This is a genomic window from Methanobrevibacter sp., from assembly GCF_017940815.1.
In the GTDB taxonomy this organism is placed as follows: domain Archaea; phylum Methanobacteriota; class Methanobacteria; order Methanobacteriales; family Methanobacteriaceae; genus Methanocatella.
The window spans coordinates 14,096-31,850 of record NZ_JAGAXX010000042.1 but is presented as its reverse complement, the minus strand read 5'-3'; the positions used below and the strand labels follow the sequence as shown (position 1 = coordinate 31,850).

Sequence of the window (17,755 nt, the reverse complement as noted above, 5' to 3'; positions counted from 1 at the left end):
TATCATCTGGCGGCGTCACCATCAGCACCTTCGACGCTGTAAGCAGCCAAGGGTGGTTTGCCTCGGGGATACGTTAGCTGCATCAATAGTAATACCACGAGCTTGTTCTTGTTCGTCGAAATCTAAGAATCTTTGATCCCCAGCAAGTTCTTCAGAAATCATTCCTGCACCTGCTAAAAGGTTATCAGATAAAGTGGTTTTACCGTGATCGATGTGAGCACAGATACCAATGTTTCTGATTTGTTCAGGTTCGTACATTAATTCTTTGATTTTTGCAATCATTTTGTCTCTTCTACTCAAAATAACCACCTAAATAAAACATTGAATATGATTAGTGTGCTGCTTTAGCAACTCTTTCTTTCTCTTCAGCTTTTTGTAAAGCGAAACTTCTTGAATCTTCTTCAGATGCAAGGATTAATTCTTCAGCTAAGCATTCAGCAACAGATTTTCTGTTTTTGAATGAAGATTGTAAAGTACCTCTGGTTAAGAATCCTAAGGATAAGTCAACTCTTCTTTGTGGAGAAATGTCAACTGCTACTTGGTATCCAATACCCCCGTATTTGATACGGGTAGTTTCTTCACGAGGTGCAGTGTTTTCAACTGCGGTTACTAAAACTTGAACTGGATTCTTTTTGGTTCTTTTATTGATAATTTCTAAAGCATCTCTTACGATGTTGTAAGCTTTGTTTTTCTTACCTGAGTTGAGATGGGTTCTCATGATTTTGTTCATTAATCTTTCAACAATAGATACTTTAGATTTTGCGAATTGTCTTTTTACATGTCTACCAGAAGTATGTGGAACTAAAGTTTCGTCTAAGCAGATATATTTTACTAAACCTAAGTCCTCAACTTTTACTTCATCGAGATCCCATTTATTGAATAATTTACTCATAAATATAACTCCTTATCTTACAGGTTTTTCGATTTTTCCACTTACCATTTCTGATAAAGCTACGTTATTCACTTTGGAAACTTTCCAACGAACCCCTGGAATATCTCCCATGGATCTTCCGGATGGTCCACCGATTCCTTCAATCATTACTTCATCGTGCTCATCGATAAAACCAATAGCTCCGTCACCTGGTGCGAAAGCAGTTAATTGTTTACCGTTTTTAATCAATTGAACACGTACACATTTACGAATAGCAGAGTTAGGTTGTTTTGCTTCTATCCCTACTTTTTCGATTACAATTCCTCTTGCTTGAGGAGCCCCTTCAAGAGGGTCAGCTTTAACGTCTAATCTTAAAGCTCTTCTTTTGTAATCTACATCTTTCCACTTAAAATTTTGTCTATTCTTTTTAAGTTTTTTTGCAGCAAAAAGTCCTGGCATATTTTTTCCTCGAATTTTTTGTTAAAAATGCATATCTATGAATCCACCGCTGCGATTTATACTAAAACCTATAGTACAATCTAAATTCAAAGATATAAATCAGTATAAATAATAATTAGACGATTTTACATCATCTAAAAGAAGATATCTTGATATGAAATTAAAAACAATGACAAAAAGCACACATAGTCATGTTATAAAAAAGTACAGATATCTTATGATAATTTATATACATACACCTTTATAAAGGTATTTGTTTTTGGCATGAAAAATAAAATAAAAAAAGTTTTTTGAAAAAAACAAATGAAAAAATAATAATAATTAAAATAGCTCGGAAGCTATTTTAAAATAATATTATCAATATTATGCTGTCTATCTACCAATAGTTTAGCTCTTTCAATATTGATTCCGTTCTTACCGATAGCGATACGTTTGTTGGTATTATCTGCTGTAACAATAGCTATTTTCTCGCCTGATTGCTTTTGTGAAATTTTAACAGATTGTAATTTTGCAGGAGATAACGCATTCTTAATGAATTGGATTGGATCATCATCTAATTCAATAATTTCAACACCCTTATCAACTGCCCTTTGAACTTTAGACACGGAACTACCACCTTTACCGATAGCTAGTCCCATATCACCGTTTTTAACGACAAAAGTTACTTTACCATGCTCATCATCGATAATGCAATCTTTAACCATTGCTCCAGTCATATTTTCGAAAAGAGCTATGTATCTAATTTCATTTGCACTAAATTTAATAGACACTTAAATCTACCTCAAATCGTCTAATATTGTAGAATCTCCTGGATCGTTTACGATTAATGTAGCAACAGTAAATGGTTTACCACAAACAGAACCCAAATCTACACTAGTTCCATCATATACGATGAATGGAATTTCGGAAAGATTTGCATAATATTCAACATCTTCAAGAATTTCTTTAGGAGCGTTAGCAGCAACAACTGCAAGTTGTCCTTTACCTAATTTTAAAGATTGAATTGATTTTTCAGAGCCTAATGTCACATCACCAGTGTCAACAGCAACCCTGATTCCTCTATCTACGTCCATCATCTAGCCTCCTATTCATTTTTATAATCCATTTTGACACCGACTGAACCGGTACCAAGAGGTATTGGTTGTCCAATAATAATATTTTCGATGATACCTGTTAAATCATCCACTTCTCCGCGAATACTTGCGTTGAGTAAATGTTTACCAGTTTCTTCAAAAGCTGCACGAGCTAAAACACTTGATTTTTCACCACTAATACCATGTCTACCAATGGATTTAACGTGACCCTCGGAAGTCATGATATCTGCAACTAACATAATGTGTCTTACGTCTACACTAAGACCTTGTTCAGAAAGGGTATTTTGAGCTTCGTTAATGATTGATTGACGAGCTGCCTCAATACCTAAAACTTCTCCGATTTCGTGAATGTTGTTGGTGGTTGTTCTAACATGGTCGATACCATCCATGTCAAGAATTTCCTTAAGGTTTGATCCTTCGGTATGTATGATCCATTCTCTATCATCTTTACGGATAATAACTTTACCGATACCTTTTATACCACTGATTTGTAAATCACGAACCTTATCAGCTAACAAACGGAGTTCACGGATTTCAAATTTAGATTCCGCCTTGTCGGATTTTGCAGAGGAGATGACAATTTCATCGCCGTTGATGACAGCTTTCTTGAAAGTCTTTTCAATGACTGCATCAATTTCTTCCCTGTCAAGCCTTTTCTCTTCAATTTTTTTGGAATCTAAAACCGCTTCAACTTCCATTGTACCATAATTCAAGTTGAAATCCTTGAGGATATCATTGATGGTACTTTTACCGATTTGGTTAGCTAAAGTTCTAACAAATTCTTCATCGTTACGTCTTTCTTCATCAAAATAAATATCCATAGTTGGAGTAGCGATATCTTTTCTTGCGTCAACGATCTCAATAAGCCTTGGAAGATCTAATGTTACGTTTAACTCTGTTACCCCTGCATAGTGAAAAGTACGCATGGTCATCTGAGTACCAGGTTCACCTACAGATTGTGCAGCTACTGTTCCAACAGCCTCGCCAGCTTCAACGTGAGCTCGGTCATAGGCCTGTTTAAGTTTCCTGATAAGTTTTTGCAATTCATCATCAGTCAAATCTTTGCTGATATAAGCTTTTGATAAATCTTCGATATAACTATCTGGGAAATCAATACCTAAGTTTTCTTCTTCATTGAGTTGAGCAATACATTCTCTTACTTTAGTTTCAATATCATCCATAGTTACACCTACTTACCTTCCATTCTTATTTCGTCAATAAGTTTATTTAAGTCAGCTGGTTTACCAAAGTCTGATTTTGCAGGATCTACTCCGTCTTCACCAAACATGGTTTGGATAACATTACCTTGGTTATCAGTAACAAGTCCTGAAGATTTAACTTGTAAATCTTGTAATGCATTTACGAGTCTTCTTTGCATGTAACCGGATTGTGCGGTACGAATCGCAGTATCTACAAGACCTTCTCTTCCTCCCATTGCGTGGAAGAAGAACTCAATAGGGTCAAGACCTGATTTGTAACTTGAGTGCACAAATCCTTTCGCTTTTGCCCCTAACTCACCTTTCTTGAAGTGAGGTAATGTACGGTTCAAGTATCCCCTTTCGATACGTCCACCCCTAACCGCTTGTTGTCCTACACAAGCAGTAATCTGAGTAAGGTTCAACATGGATGCCCTTGCACCGGTACGTGCCATTACTACGGAGTGGTTTTCAACTGCCATTACATGGTCATATGGGTCATCATCGGATTGTTTACCCATAGTAAGATAGTTTTCTGCAATACTACCGGACATGTCCCTAGCTTCCCCTAGAACTTGCATGATTTTCATCTCTAAAGTCTCTTCGAGACTTCTACCAGGTAAAGCTTGGAGATATCCTTCTTCATAAGACTCTACAAGTTTGTCTACTTCAGCCATTTTCTTATCTAAGTGCTCGTTAATACGGTCTTGAGCTTCTTCAGGAATTTCTTCATCATTCAATGAAGTGGTAATACCTGTTTTCATGATTCCACAGATAGCTAAGTCAGTGGAACGGTCTAAGAACTCTTTTGCTCTTCCAGGACCATATTCCTTAACGATTTTATCCAAGATTTTTCCTGAGAATGAACCGTATGCTGATTCATCAATTACACCTTGCACAAGAATACCGTTTTTAATAACAACATTAGCATCCTCAGCAGGGAAAACTGCAGGACATTTGGAAATCTCAGCACTGTAAGATAAATTCAAGTCATTAGGTAATAATAATGAGAACAATTCTTTACCAGTCCACATTTCGCCCTCATCCTTGAAGATATATGACTCTTCGCCGAATTCAGGGTCATCTTTCAATACCCATTGGCCTCCTTTCAAGGTGGGGAGTTTCAAGTGGGATTTTCTGATAATTTGTAAAGCTTGTTCTTCAGTAAATTCAACTCCATCACGAGTTAAAAGGTATGCTCCACTAATGTGGTCGTGAATAGCACCGATAATTGGTCCACCGAACCTTGGAGATAAAATGTGTTCTTGCACACGCATCAATGATTTAGCCTCAGCACGAGACTCATCGGTTTGGAACACGTGCATGTTCATTTCGTCTCCATCGAAATCTGCATTGTATGGAGGGCATACACATAAGTTTAATCTGAAAGTCTTGTATGGAAGTACTCTTACTTCGTGTGCCATCATACTCATTCTGTGAAGGGATGGCTGACGGTTGAATAAAACCATATCTCCATCTTTCAAGTGTCTTTCAATAATGAAACCAGGTTCTAACTGTTCAAGAATCAGTTCCTTGGTTTCTTCATTACGTACTCTGATTTTTCTTCCGTCCTTTCTGATTACATAGTTTGCACCAGGGTGAACATCCGGACCGTTTTCGATGTATTTAATCATTTCGTCCATGTTCCATTCGTTTACGTATACTGGCACAGTCACTTCTTTTGCAATCATTTCAGGCACCCCGACCTCGTTAATACTGATATTTGGGTCTGGCGAGATTACAGTACGTGCAGAGAAGTTTACACGTTTACCGGAAAGGTTGGATCTGAAACGACCTTCCTTACCTTTTAACCTTTGGGTTAAGGTTTTGAGAGGTCTTCCGGACCTGTGTCTTGCAGGTGGAACTCCACTTGCTTCATTATCAAAGTAAGTAGTAACGTGATATTGTAATAATTCCCATAAGTCTTCAACGATTAATTGAGGAGCACCAGCTTCCATGTTTTCAAGTAAACGTTGATTGATACGTAGGATATCAACAAGTTTGTGAGTTAAGTCATCTTCTGATCTTTCACCAGTATCTAAAGTAATAGATGGTCTTACAGTTACAGGAGGAACTGGTAAAACAGTTAATACTAACCATTCAGGTCTAGCCACTTTAGGGTTAACACCTAATACGAAAGAATCTTCATCAGTGATTCTTTCCAATCTTTCACGCACTTCAGAAGCGGTTAATTTATAGTCACCTTGACGGATTGTAACAGGTTTGTCTAAGCTGATAGCTTCTTGAGGCGCACCACAATGAGGACAGCAGTATTTAGGGTCAACTTCCTCATCGTCTTCAGGCATGGTTTTCAATTCCCTTTTAGCAACTTTATAAACTTCTTTTAATATATTGTTCAAGCTTTCACGGTTATCCATTGCGTCTTGGATTCTAGTGGTGAACTCTTCAATTTGTTCATTGTTTAAAAGAACACGTCCACAGTCATTACAGGTTGAACGTAAAATTTTATGAATAACATCACCAAAACCAATGTGGATAACTGGTCTAGCAAGTTCAATACTACCGAAATGTCCTTGACAATCTCCACCTCTGAAACCGCAAGTTCTGCAAACTAAACTTGGGTCGATAACACCTAAACGAGGATCCATTAAACCTTTTTCAATAGGGAACCCGTCATCCTCATAAGTATCAGGAGTTTCAACAGTCACAACAGACATAGCACGAATATCTTCAGGAGACATTAGCCCAAAGTTGATTTTTTCTATCTTTTTTATAAATCCTTTCAATGTATTGGCTCCTTTATAACTATAATTATGCTTTGTCTCCTAAAACTAATTTAGGGAAAATACATAAACTCTTAAGTTCGTCTAATAATAATTTAAATGCGTATGAAATTTCTACTGGATATGTTTCAACATCTCCACAGATTGGACAGTATTTCTTATTCTTGTTCTTGTCGAACACCGCTAACATACCACAGTTGTCACAGACAATTGCTTCATATTTATCTGATTCATCAAGAAGTCTTTCTTTTAAGGTCAATGCTGCACCGTGTGCAATGAGACAATCTCTTTCCATTTCTCCAAACCTTAAACCACCTTCACGTGCTCTACCTTCAGTAGGTTGACGTGTAAGCACTTGTACAGGACCTCTTGAACGAGCATAAACCTTATCAGTTGTCATGTGATGTAATTTTTGGTAATATGCAACACCTACGAAAATTTCAGCATCGATTCTTTCACCGGTTACACCGCTGTATAAAGATTCACATCCTGCGGATTCGAATCCGTTGTTGATGAGTTGCTGTTTGATTTCATCTTCAAGTGTTTGGTTGAACGGAGTTGCGTCAACACGTTCTCCTTCAAGACAACCTGCTTTACCTGCAACCATTTCCAATACTTGACCGATACTCATCCTGGAAGGAATCGCGTGAGGGTTAACTATTAAATCAGGCACGACACCGAATTCAGTGAACGGCACATCTTCAGGGGACAATATTAAACCGACAACCCCTTTCTGACCGTGTCTTGATGCGAATTTATCACCAAATTCAGGTTGTCTGGTATCCCTTACTCTGATTTTAGCTAATCTTGAACCTTCAACAGTTTCGGATAAGAGAACTGCATCAACGATACCTTTTTCACCGTGTCTTACAGTAACGGAAGTTTCTCTTCTTTTATCAGCAACAGTACCGAAACCGGTTTCCTCTAAGAATCTTGGAGGTGAAGTTTTACCGATTAATACATCTCCGGATTCCACATATGATTCAGGGTTGACAACACCGTCTTCATCTAGGTTTCTGTATGCTTCTTCAGACCTGTATCCTTTGATGTTTTTGTCAGGTACTTCAAATTTGTCTACTTGACCACCAGCATATCTTTTCTCTGAGGTATCATAAGCCCTGAAGAAGGAGGATCTTGCCAAACCTCTTTCAAGAGAACCCTTGTTGATAACCATTGCGTCTTCCATGTTATACCCTTCGTAAGACATTAAAGCTACAACAAAGTTTTGACCGGATGGTCTTAAATCATAATTGGTTGAATCGATAATACGTGTTTTAACAATAGGAGTTTGAGGATGGTGCAATAAGTGTGCCCTTGTATCGGTACGTAATGCATAGTTTGATACATATAATCCTAAAGCCTGTTTTGTCATACCCGCTTCCATTGTATTCCGTGGAGAGGAGTTGTGGTCAGAGAATGGAATAATACCTGCACAAATTCCAAGCATGGTAGCAGGGTCGATTTCTAAGTGAGTGTGGTCCTCATTTAAATCAGCTAAGCTCATAGCAATGTAGGAATTTTCCTCTTCTTCTGCATCGAGGTATTCAATGAGACCATTATTGATTAAATCATCCCATTTTAACTTGCCGTTAGCAACTTTATTTAAATGGTCTTCTTTTAAGAGAGGCATTCCCTCTTTAACAATGATTAATGGCCTTCTAGCTCTTCCAGGATCATTGAATATATAGATTTCATCATTATCTTCATAATAAGTGATGTTCATCTCATAAGAGATTTCCCCATTTCTTCTTTTTTCTCTCATTTCCTGAGTGAAGTTAACCGGGTCATCACAGTAACCTAAAAGTTCACCATTAATATAAATTTTAGTTTTATTTGGTTTTGGTTCAACGAAAATAGCTGGTGGTTCTTCAACAATTTCAATTTCACCATCATCTTCAGGAACATCTTCCAAATCATCTTCGACAGGTTTGATTTCATCTTCTTCAGGACTTTCTTCAACAGGTTCAATTTCAACCTCTTCAGAATCATCTTCAGCAGATTCAATCTCGCCAGCTTCTTCAATAGGTTCTGCTTCACTTTCAAAGACATCTTCTGGGAAATCTTCAGTATAGTATTCCCAACTTTTTCTAGGTTCTTCTTTAGCGAATTCTGCAGAAAATTCATCATCTTCTCTTTTTTCAGGAGTGTCGAAGAATTCTTCTATCTCATCAGCAAATTCATTTATTTTTGTTAATAAAGCTTCATCATCAGTTTTTCCTTTAAGGAATTCGATGTTTTCTTTAACTTCATTATAAGAAACTATTTCTTCAAAACCAAAGTAATAATAAGCTCTTTTTAATTTTGCATTAATTTTTTTAGCCAAACATCTCACCTCCTAGAAATCAAGTCAACATCCATAGTTTCAATTACATCAATAATTTCTTGTTCATCAGAACCTTCTGATATATTACATAATAAAGCTAAGTTCTTTACCAAACCACAATTTGGACCCTCTGGGGTTTCGTTCGGACAGATTTTACCAAATTGAGTTGGGTGCAAATCTCTTGCTTCGAAGTGAGGTTGACTTCTTGTTAATGGAGAAACTACACGTCTTAAATGAGATAGTGTACCCATATAACTAGTTCTGTCTAATAATTGGCTTACACCAGCTCTTCCACCAACCCAGTTTCCGGTAGCGATTGCATGTTTGATGTTTTCAGTTAAAACATCACTACGAACTGCTTGCTTAATGGAAAGTTCCTTACCACGAGAAAGGCTTCTTTCAAGTTGGTAACTCATATCCCTTGTTAAGTTTGTGAAAGCAACTCTGAACAAATCTTCCATCAAATCACCAGAGACTCTGAGTCTTTTGTTGGTATAGTGGTCCTTATCGTGAGGTTCTCTTTTTTGTTCGATAACTTCTAATAACATTTCAGTCATTTCTGCTAAGTAAATAGCTTTGTCATGACATCTTTCTTCCTCAGTACCCATATGAGGTAATAAGTAACGGTTCACAACATCCTTAGCACGTTTTAAACGATAATCTTTAGGCATGTTTTTAGCTACTCTGTTACCAATGTATTTAATAGCAGCAAGTTGCAAGTATTCTTTTCTTTCGTCTAAAGTCATTCCATCCATTTCTTTTTGGTCTAACTTTAATGATTCAGAAGATACTTGTAAATCATCCGCAATCATCATTTGGAAATTATTATCATCAGAAATAGCAGTAATAATTTCTTGATCAGTGGATAATCCAAGAGCTCTTAACAAGATAACTAATGGAATTTCCCCTGGAAGGTATGGGAATGAAATTCTCAAGAATACACCATTTTTACGAGGTTTTTTGTATTCTAATGTAATCCTTGCTCTGAAACCACTTTTAATAGAGGTAACAACAGCTTTTGCATGTCTGTCTTCAGGTTCATCAATACGCTCAAGAATAATTTTGTTTGGAGCGATTTCTTCCATTGTAACAACAGCCCTTTCAGAACCGTTCACAATGAAGTATCCTCCCAAATCTTGAGGGTCTTCATGCTTTTCAATTAATTCTTCTTCAGTGAGACCATTGAGATGGCAAATGTCAGATTTGAGCATAACAGGCAATTCACCTATGTATACTTCTTCTAATTCATTATCTTCTCCTTCTTCATTTAAAGCCATTTCAAGATACATGTCCGCTGAATAATTTAAATTTCTAAGTCTTGCTTCAGTTGGATCAATTTCACTACGGGAACCATCAGCTTCTTTATTTGAAGGTTTTTCAATACGTACTTTACCAGTTTTTAAAGTATATTTACCATCATCTAAAGTGATAGGTTCTGTGATATCAATGATATTTTGAATCCTATTGTTCACAAAATCATTGTATGACTTGATGTGGTGATCCACTAAATCATATTTGTCAAAAAATGCATCAACTAATTTCCAATTATTCTCTGTCATGGATATCCTCCAGCATTACGTAACGCAATAAAAATAATTAACTAAATAAAAATAAAATATTAGGTAGAACCTAATTCAACTAATTCATTTAATCATTATTCTTAATTTACTCCTAACTATCTCCATAAAGATAATTCCTCTCAAACTAAGTTCAATTTATTATAATGAATTTCTTAAAAAAACAAAAAAGACAGAAATTATACTATATTAAATTTCACAGCTCTAAAATTATATTAAAAACGATTAACCTTCTACAATCCTATAAGTGACAAATTCACCTGCGGTTTGACTTTCACGAGTTATTCTTAAAACATTTCCTGGCTCTGCACCTATAGCTTTCACAACGGGATCATCAGATTTTATTTTAGGAAGATCTTTAAAATCGTAATCAACATCACTAAATTCATCTGAAATCTCTTCTTCAGTCATGATTTCATGCTTTGGTACGAGCATATGGTCTTGAATATCAATTTTCAAATTTTTTCCTCCAGATAGAAAAGTTAAAATATAAAATTAGAAACAGGCCTGACGGGAATTGAACCCGCGGCCGCCTGGTTAAAAGCCAGGCGCTCTGCCAGACTGAGCTACAGGCCTATATGACATATATACTATTCAAGTTATGAGCGCCCTGGCCGGGATTTGAACCCGAGTCGCGGGCTCGACAGGCCCACATGATAGCCCCTACACCACCAGGGCATCCACCTAAATAGTAATTATACACTACAAATTAATTATAATTTTCATCATATATAAAGGTTTTGGAAAATTGTGATATTTCACAAAAATTACATATGATTTCAAATAATTAAATTTGAATCCCGCCTGCCGGACTTGAACCAGCAACATTTGGATCTACAGTCCAACGCTCTGCCAAATTGAGCTAAGGCGGGAAGATGGGTCCGCCCGGATTTGAACCGGAGTCTCAGGCTCCCAAAGCCCAAAGGATCGACCAAGCTACCCTACGGACCCACATACAAAATGCATGTAAGTAACATACTATTATTAGTATAATTTTAATAGTATATAAAGGTTTCCATAATTTAAAGAATTTTCAAAAAATTCGTACCGAAATACAAATTTAAAAGCCCCGGACGGGAATTGAACCCGCGACCACGAGATTACAAGTCTCGCGCTCTACCAGACTGAGCCACCGAGGCAAGTATGTTAAATTATAGAACAATGTAATTTATGTTAAAAGGTATTTAAATACTTTACTATAAATATAACAAATTTCAAAAAAATTTAAATAAAAAAAAATTTATAATTAATAATCATGATAAATACTAAAGAAAATCTACTTAATAAAATAGACCCAACCCTAAAAAATATAAGAGAAAAAAATGCATTAACACATTGCATAACCAATTCAGTTACAATCAACGACTGTGCAAATGCAGTTCTTGCAATTGGAGGATCACCATTTATGGCTGAAGATGCAGAAGAGCTAGAGGAAGTTGTAACAATTGCAGACGTTCTTGTAATAAACATTGGAAAATTAAGTAAAAATCAAATTGAATCAATGCACATAAGTTCAAGAACCGCAAATAAAACCAATACCCCAATCATATTAGACCCAGTTGGAGTCGGAGTGACTGAACTTAGAAACAAAACAACCATGGACCTGATTGAAAATTATAATATTACTGCAATTAGAGGAAACATAAGTGAAATCAAAGCGATTGCAAAATTAGCAGGAGTTCTAGAGGAAAGCAACACTGCAAAAGGAGTGGATGTCAACATTGATGACATAATCACTGAAGAAAACTTAAAAGCAAATGGAGATTTGATTTGTGAACTTGCAAAAAAATTGAACACAACAATATTAGCAAGCGGCCCAATAGATATCCTAAGTGATGGAACAACCACAGTAGCTATCGATAACGGTGATGACATGATGCCACTCATTACAGGCAGTGGATGTATGTTATCTTCAATTGTTGGAAGCTGTATCGGAGGATCAAACCCATTTGACGGCAGCCTTGTAGCAATATTGTCCATGAACATTGCTGGAGAACAAGCAAGAGCAAAAGTAGATGAAAGAGATGAAGGTACTGGTTCATTCAGGGCTTATTTAATTGACTACCTTTATAAAACTGACAGTGAAACATTAGTCAACAAAGCAAATATTAAGATATTATGAAAGATTTAGATTTATCATTATACCTCGTCACTGACAAAAGTGATGATGTAGAGAAATTTTTGAAAACAATAGAAGAAGGTATAAAAGGAGGAGTTACTGTTGTTCAAATTAGGGAAAAGACAGCAGAAACTTTAGATTTTTATAATCTGGCATTAAAAGTTAAGGAAATAACCACTAAATATAATGTCCCTCTAATCATTAATGACAGGGTTGATGTCGCACTTGCAATTGACGCAGATGGGGTTCATGTTGGCCAAACTGATATGCCATGTGACGTTACCCGAAGGTTAATTGGAGAAGACAAGATTTTAGGAGTTTCCGCATCAACAATAGAAGAAGCACAAAAAGCTGAAAATGATGGTGCAGATTACATTGGAACCGGAGCAGTTTTCCCAACTGCAACCAAGGACGATGCACCAAAAATTACAAAAAAAGATTTAAAAGATGTTGTGGATTCAATCAGCATTCCAGTTGTTGCCATTGGTGGAATTACAATAGACAATGCACATGAATTAAACAACACAGGAATTGCAGGATTATCAGTTGTGAGTGCAATAATGAGTGCCGAGAATCCTAAAAAAGCATCAGAAGAGCTATTAAATCTATTTAATAGCTAATCTTTACTATTTTTTAAAGCTTCAACAGCAGCCAATTTTTTACCGGCAAGCATGCTAATACAAGCTCCACCACCACTGCTTAAGTGACTCATATGGTCTTCTAAACCAAGTCCTGCAGTAGCAGCAGCAATATGTCCTCCACCAATAAGTGAAAAACCATTGGAATTTGCAATAGCATTAATTAAGTCTTCTGTACCCATTGCAAATTTAGGATCTTCAAATACACCAGCAGGCCCATTAGCGAAAATTGCCTTAGCATCCCTAATTTCCTTTGCATAATAATTAATAGTTTTAACTCCAATGTCAAAAATTGACTCATTTGGAATTTCTGTATAATCATAATCGACACGTTCACCGTTAATGTCACAAGCAACATCAATAGGATATTTTACCTTATCACCAAATCTATCAATCAATTCTTTAGATTTAGCAACCATGTCCTCATAACCCCTACTTGCAATAAATTCACGATTTACTTCACCAATATCAGCACCAGATGCCCATAAAACGATGTTTCCAACAATACCTGTTGTCAGAATGGAATCTGCAGTTCCGTTGCTTAAAACGTTTTCCATAACATCTATTGAATCGTCAGGTTTCATTCCTCCAAGCAAGAACACGCATGGATGTTCAACGTTGTCAAGTGCATCCTGAATTACAGTCAATTCTTTTTCCATCACTCTTCCAGCAGCGGAAGGAGTGTTGACAGTAAATCCAACTAAAGAAGCCTGAGACCTGTGGGCAGCTGCAAATGCATCATTCACATAGTAATCAATCAATGGAGTCAATTGAGTTACAAGGTGGGTTTTTGATTGCTCCAATGGAGTTCTTGAAAGAGTTTCTTCAGAAAAGAAACGTGCATTTTCCAGTAAAAGAATCTCATGAGGTTTTAAAGCTTTAATAGCTTCTTTTGCAGAATTTGAGAATAATGAATCAATATATTTTACCCTTAAATTTAAAATCTCTGAAAGAGCATCAGCATGTTGAGACAATGAAGTGAAATCCTTTTTACCTGGACGGGATTGGTGTGCAAGAAGAACAACTTTAGCACCCTTATTAGATAACTCTTTAACGGTCTGAGCATGTAATTTTAATCTTGTATCATCCAAGATTATTCCTGATCCTGGGTCAACAGGAGAATTAATATCAATTCTCACAAGCACTGTTTTATCTTCAACATCAAAATCGTCAATTGTATTAAATTCCTTAGCCATTTTCTCACTCTATAATTTACTTACCAAATCGAGTAAAGCTTCTTTTGGACTTTCCGCCTTAATAATTCCAGATGCAAGCAATACGCCATCTGCACCCAAGTCCATAGCGGCTTTCATATCATCACCAGTGGTAATACCTGCACCACATAATACTTTAATATTCTTATTAATTGTCTTAACTTCCTTAACGGTATCCTCAACAACTTCAGGTTGTGCTTGGGACACTGGTATTCCTGTACCGATAAGTTCAGGAGGTTCAACAGCAACTGCATCAGGAGCGAGGGTTGCCACTGCTTTTGAAGTTTCAATATTATTGGTGCATACACATGATTCTATCTCATTTGCTCTGCATAGCTTTACAACTTCATCTATGTCTGCCAATTTCATTCTGTTTTCTGAATGGTTTATCAAAGATCCACTTATTCCCGCTTCAATCAATGTGTCTATGAGGTTTGAACCGGTGTGGCCTCCAGGAGATATTGGATCGATGTGTTGTGCAAAAATAGGAAGTGAAGCTTCTTCACTTATGCGATAGATGTCTGCCGCTTGAGGAGCTGCAACCATAGTGATTCCAGATTCATTAGCAGCACTTTCTAAATCATGTGCAAGCTTTAAAGCATTTGCACCACTTGATTCCAAATAAGTTTTATAATTTAATATTACGATTGGAGTGTCCATAATAATCCCACAATAACTTTTTAATAATAATATTTGTCAAACATTATTAAATAAATTTTTGATTAGAAATTCTTTTTTGAGCCAACTCTATATATTCCCTCTTAATATCATACCCAACATAACTGCGGTTATTCTGTGCTGCTGCGATGCAAGTACTTCCGCTTCCGCAGAACGGGTCCAGAACAACATCGCCCTCATAACTATAAAGATTTATCAGCCTGTGAGGCAATTCAATCGGAAATGGTGCGGGATGGCCAATCTTTTTGGCGTTGACTGCAGGAAATGTCCATATGCTTTTTGTCCATTGGATGAATTCATCATGACCTATTGTGTCCTTTTTCTCCTGCTTTTTGTTTTTGGAGTAGGAGTCCTTTGAAAAAATCAATATGTACTCATGAAAATCCCTAAGCACAGGATTTGAGGCAGACATCCAACTTCCCCATGCACAGGACCCTCCAGCACTAGCTGACTTGTCCCAAATAATTTCCCCCCTCATCAGATATCCCAAATCCAACATTATCTCTATCACCATTGCATGAAGCGGAAGATAAGGCTTTCTGCCTATATTGGCAATATTGATACATGCCCTGCCTCCAGTGACAAGCTTTTTATAGGTTTGTGAAAAAACGCGTGTCAGCAATTCAAGATACTCGTCCAGGGACAAGTCCTCATCATATTCCTTTCCAACGTTATATGGAGGGGATGTGATCATCAAATGAATGCTGTCGTCAGGAATCTCATCCATGACCTCGCTGGATTTGCAGTATAGCTTGTTCAAATCATCACCTTTGATTTTATTTTCATTGAATTTCACAGTTTTTGGGATTTGGAAATCCTTGAATAATTTAGAACTGTAGAATTTTTTTGAACTGTGCGATTCGCGTACCACTGAACCGAATGATGTAGTTTCCGTATTTCTTGGCAAGTTATGACCTCTTTAAAAGATTAATGAATTTAAGACCTTTTTTCTCATAAGTCTTTTCGTTGTTAGCAATTTCAATTATTTCCCCAAGCCTTTCAGGAGTTTCCATGCCTGAGAAAAAATTTAACTCCTGATTAAATATTGTATTTAAACTCATATTTAACTCATCGATATTGTCAAATCTTATGAATCCATTTTTACTGCTCCTCTTTCGAGTGTTGCCATGATTTAGGGGAAACGAATTCAAAGACCAAAATCCCTGTATGATGCCGGATGTCTTTAGATAATCTGCCTTCTTACAGAACCCATTGGACAGGGGAGCATTTCCCAACACGACCAATGGAATTTTAGATGCCTTGAAGCTGGACACCCTAATATCAATACACTTTCCAATGGCTTTCAATATGGAATCCGAACGGGTAAAGCTGGGCCTGCCCTGATGGGTCCTGAAATCGCCGACCTCCCTGATTCTCGATGTTTCAACATCATATTCCCAGTTCCACACTATCGACATCTTAACCTCAAATATCAACTTAACCTCATCCGGCATCAGGACTTTCTTATTCTCGGTTGCAATCACAATATCCGCAGGAGACCTTCGAGTTATTCCAATTGAGGGTATCTGTGCCTGCTGGATTACATGCAAACTGCTATCCTCAAGAATATGATTAAGCAGATCGCTGACCCACTTTTCAGTATAGTTTCCAATCAGAGAATTTCTCGCCTGCAATGTGGATTTGGCCCCTCGATATCCCCTGGGCCAGTATGCCAAATACCTGCCGTCATCTGTCCTATAGAACAGCTGCTGATGAGATGCGAAGTTTCTTGACTTATCGAAAAATAATTTTTCTTGAGTTTTACACCATAATCTCATAGAATACACTATTATAATTAAACATATAAATACATTTTATACAATAAAATAAATATTGTTCAAACAGTATTTTATTATTTCAATCGTGTAAAAATGTATATACTATCAAAACAAAAATAAATTTGATTTCATGTCATTCGATAAAAACCAAATAGCAAAATTAGAAAAAAGCGGATATAGATTTGTTGGAGCTCACGGCCATGCAGCAGTTAAGACCTGCCACTGGACCCGCCAGAGCATAGCCGACAAGGGAGTCTGTTATAAAGAAAAATTCTATGGTATCAAATCCCACAGATGCCTCCAGATGTCTCCGGCAGTTCCAAATTGCCAACAGGAATGCGAATTCTGTTGGAGAGATCTGACATACACCCAAACAGCATGGGAAGATGAAGAGTATGATGACCCAAAAACCATTGTGGACGAGGCCATTGCAGCTCAAAACCAGTTATTATGCGGTTTTTATGGAAATGACAAGGCAAACAAGAAAAAATTAGAGGAAATGAAAAATCCAACCAATGCCGCAATTTCACTTGCAGGAGAACCTACACTTTATCCTAAAATTGACGAACTGATTGGCGAGTTCAACAGACGTGACTTCACAACATTTGTAGTGAGCAACGGCCAATGCGTCGACAGATTGCGCAACCTGGAAAATGACCCTTACCAACTATACCTTTCCTTAGATGCACCTTCCAAGAAAATATTCGAAGACGTTTGCAGACCTAGAATAAATGATGCTTGGGACAATTTAAATGAATCACTTGAGACACTTTCCAGCTTCAACTCACGTACATGCATACGAAACACCTGTGTTCGCGGAAGAAACATGGAAGACCCTGAAGGTTATGCAAGATTAATAAAAAAGGCAAATCCAGATTATGTTGAAGTTAAGGCATACATGTGCGTCGGCTCATCACGTGACAGACTTACACTTGACAACATGCCTACATTTGATGAGGTAAAGGATTTTGCCAGAAAAATAGGGGATGCATGTGGAAAAGAAATAGTGAACGAATCCCAAATCAGCAGAGTGGTTCTGCTAGAGTAAATTTTTAAAAAACTAG

Annotated in this window: 16 protein-coding genes, 5 tRNA genes and 1 pseudogene; 3 read left to right on the top strand and 19 right to left on the bottom strand. The window is 36.9% G+C overall.

What is annotated here, in order from left to right; all coding sequences use genetic code 11:
* Nucleotides 1-66 precede the first annotated feature (66 nt).
* From ILA26_RS05490 to ILA26_RS05420, 15 genes and pseudogenes are all read right to left on the bottom strand, one after another.
* A pseudogene (locus tag ILA26_RS05490) lies at nt 67-300 on the bottom strand (GTP-binding protein); the annotation flags it as partial.
* Nucleotides 301-331: 31 nt separating this feature from the next.
* Nucleotides 332-892, bottom strand: coding sequence for a 30S ribosomal protein S7 (locus ILA26_RS05485; RefSeq protein ID WP_292895064.1), 561 nt, complete (start codon nt 890-892; stop codon nt 332-334).
* 12 nt (nt 893-904) lie between these two features.
* The gene (locus ILA26_RS05480) at nt 905-1,330 is read right to left on the bottom strand and encodes a 30S ribosomal protein S12 (RefSeq protein ID WP_067044341.1); all 426 of its coding nucleotides are present in this window, start codon (nt 1,328-1,330) and stop codon (nt 905-907) included.
* Nucleotides 1,331-1,668: 338 nt separating this feature from the next.
* Nucleotides 1,669-2,100: a NusA-like transcription termination signal-binding factor gene (locus tag ILA26_RS05475; RefSeq protein WP_292895061.1), complete on the bottom strand. Its 432-nt coding sequence runs from the start codon at nt 2,098-2,100 to the stop codon at nt 1,669-1,671.
* A 6-nt stretch (nt 2,101-2,106) separates the two neighbouring features.
* The gene (locus tag ILA26_RS05470) at nt 2,107-2,406 is read right to left on the bottom strand and encodes a 50S ribosomal protein L30e (protein WP_292895057.1); all 300 of its coding nucleotides are present in this window, start codon (nt 2,404-2,406) and stop codon (nt 2,107-2,109) included.
* A gap of 8 nt (nt 2,407-2,414) precedes the next feature.
* A complete protein-coding gene (rpoA2, locus tag ILA26_RS05465) occupies nt 2,415-3,605 on the bottom strand; it encodes a DNA-directed RNA polymerase subunit A'' (RefSeq protein ID WP_292895054.1) in 1,191 nt (396 codons plus the stop codon).
* 8 nt (nt 3,606-3,613) lie between these two features.
* Nucleotides 3,614-6,367, bottom strand: coding sequence for a DNA-directed RNA polymerase subunit A' (locus tag ILA26_RS05460; protein WP_292895051.1), 2,754 nt, complete (start codon nt 6,365-6,367; stop codon nt 3,614-3,616).
* Between the two features lie 25 nt (nt 6,368-6,392).
* Nucleotides 6,393-8,219, bottom strand: a complete 1,827-nt coding sequence (rpoB, locus tag ILA26_RS05455) for a DNA-directed RNA polymerase subunit B (RefSeq protein ID WP_292895067.1) — start codon at nt 8,217-8,219, stop codon at nt 6,393-6,395.
* Between the two features lie 473 nt (nt 8,220-8,692).
* Nucleotides 8,693-10,246 carry a DNA-directed RNA polymerase subunit B'' gene (locus ILA26_RS05450; RefSeq protein ID WP_292895048.1) on the bottom strand — a complete coding sequence of 518 codons (1,554 nt, stop codon included), beginning with the start codon at nt 10,244-10,246 and terminating at the stop codon, nt 8,693-8,695.
* Nucleotides 10,247-10,489: 243 nt separating this feature from the next.
* Nucleotides 10,490-10,723, bottom strand: a complete 234-nt coding sequence (locus ILA26_RS05445; protein WP_292895046.1) for a DNA-directed RNA polymerase subunit H — start codon at nt 10,721-10,723, stop codon at nt 10,490-10,492.
* A gap of 43 nt (nt 10,724-10,766) precedes the next feature.
* Nucleotides 10,767-10,840: transfer RNA gene (locus tag ILA26_RS05440), tRNA-Lys, on the bottom strand.
* 30 nt (nt 10,841-10,870) lie between these two features.
* Nucleotides 10,871-10,942 (bottom strand) — tRNA-Asp (locus ILA26_RS05435).
* A 120-nt stretch (nt 10,943-11,062) separates the two neighbouring features.
* Nucleotides 11,063-11,136: transfer RNA gene (locus ILA26_RS05430), tRNA-Tyr, on the bottom strand.
* Nucleotides 11,137-11,140: 4 nt separating this feature from the next.
* A tRNA-Pro gene (locus tag ILA26_RS05425) sits at nt 11,141-11,215 on the bottom strand.
* Between the two features lie 114 nt (nt 11,216-11,329).
* Nucleotides 11,330-11,403 (bottom strand) — tRNA-Thr (locus tag ILA26_RS05420).
* Between the two features lie 116 nt (nt 11,404-11,519).
* Here ILA26_RS05420 and thiM point away from each other — a divergent pair.
* Both thiM and thiE read left to right on the top strand, forming a co-directional pair.
* The gene (gene thiM / locus ILA26_RS05415; protein WP_292895044.1) at nt 11,520-12,386 is read left to right on the top strand and encodes a hydroxyethylthiazole kinase; all 867 of its coding nucleotides are present in this window, start codon (nt 11,520-11,522) and stop codon (nt 12,384-12,386) included.
* Complete coding sequence (gene thiE, locus ILA26_RS05410; RefSeq protein WP_292895041.1) at nt 12,383-13,003, top strand: thiamine phosphate synthase; 621 nt, start codon at nt 12,383-12,385, stop codon at nt 13,001-13,003. Before thiM ends, thiE begins: the two co-directional genes overlap by 4 nt.
* On the opposite strand, the gene ILA26_RS05405 is transcribed toward thiE, so the two are convergent.
* Genes ILA26_RS05405 through ILA26_RS05390 form a run of 4 tightly spaced genes read right to left on the bottom strand, consistent with a single transcriptional unit; the run spans nt 13,000 to nt 16,397 of the window.
* Nucleotides 13,000-14,217, bottom strand: a complete 1,218-nt coding sequence (locus ILA26_RS05405) for a phosphoglycerate kinase (RefSeq protein WP_292895038.1) — start codon at nt 14,215-14,217, stop codon at nt 13,000-13,002. The genes thiE and ILA26_RS05405 overlap by 4 nt on opposite strands.
* A 9-nt stretch (nt 14,218-14,226) precedes the next feature.
* The gene (tpiA, locus tag ILA26_RS05400; RefSeq protein ID WP_292895035.1) at nt 14,227-14,895 is read right to left on the bottom strand and encodes a triose-phosphate isomerase; all 669 of its coding nucleotides are present in this window, start codon (nt 14,893-14,895) and stop codon (nt 14,227-14,229) included.
* A 46-nt stretch (nt 14,896-14,941) separates the two neighbouring features.
* A complete protein-coding gene (locus ILA26_RS05395; protein ID WP_292895032.1) occupies nt 14,942-15,820 on the bottom strand; it encodes a site-specific DNA-methyltransferase in 879 nt (292 codons plus the stop codon).
* 1 nt (nt 15,821) lies between these two features.
* On the bottom strand, nt 15,822-16,397 hold the full coding sequence (locus tag ILA26_RS05390; protein WP_292895029.1) for a hypothetical protein: 576 nt from the start codon (nt 16,395-16,397) through the stop codon (nt 15,822-15,824).
* A 424-nt stretch (nt 16,398-16,821) separates the two neighbouring features.
* Here ILA26_RS05390 and twy1 point away from each other — a divergent pair, with 424 nt between their 5' ends.
* On the top strand, nt 16,822-17,739 hold the full coding sequence (gene twy1, locus ILA26_RS05385; protein ID WP_292895026.1) for a 4-demethylwyosine synthase TYW1: 918 nt from the start codon (nt 16,822-16,824) through the stop codon (nt 17,737-17,739).
* The last annotated feature ends 16 nt before the right edge of the window (nt 17,740-17,755 follow it).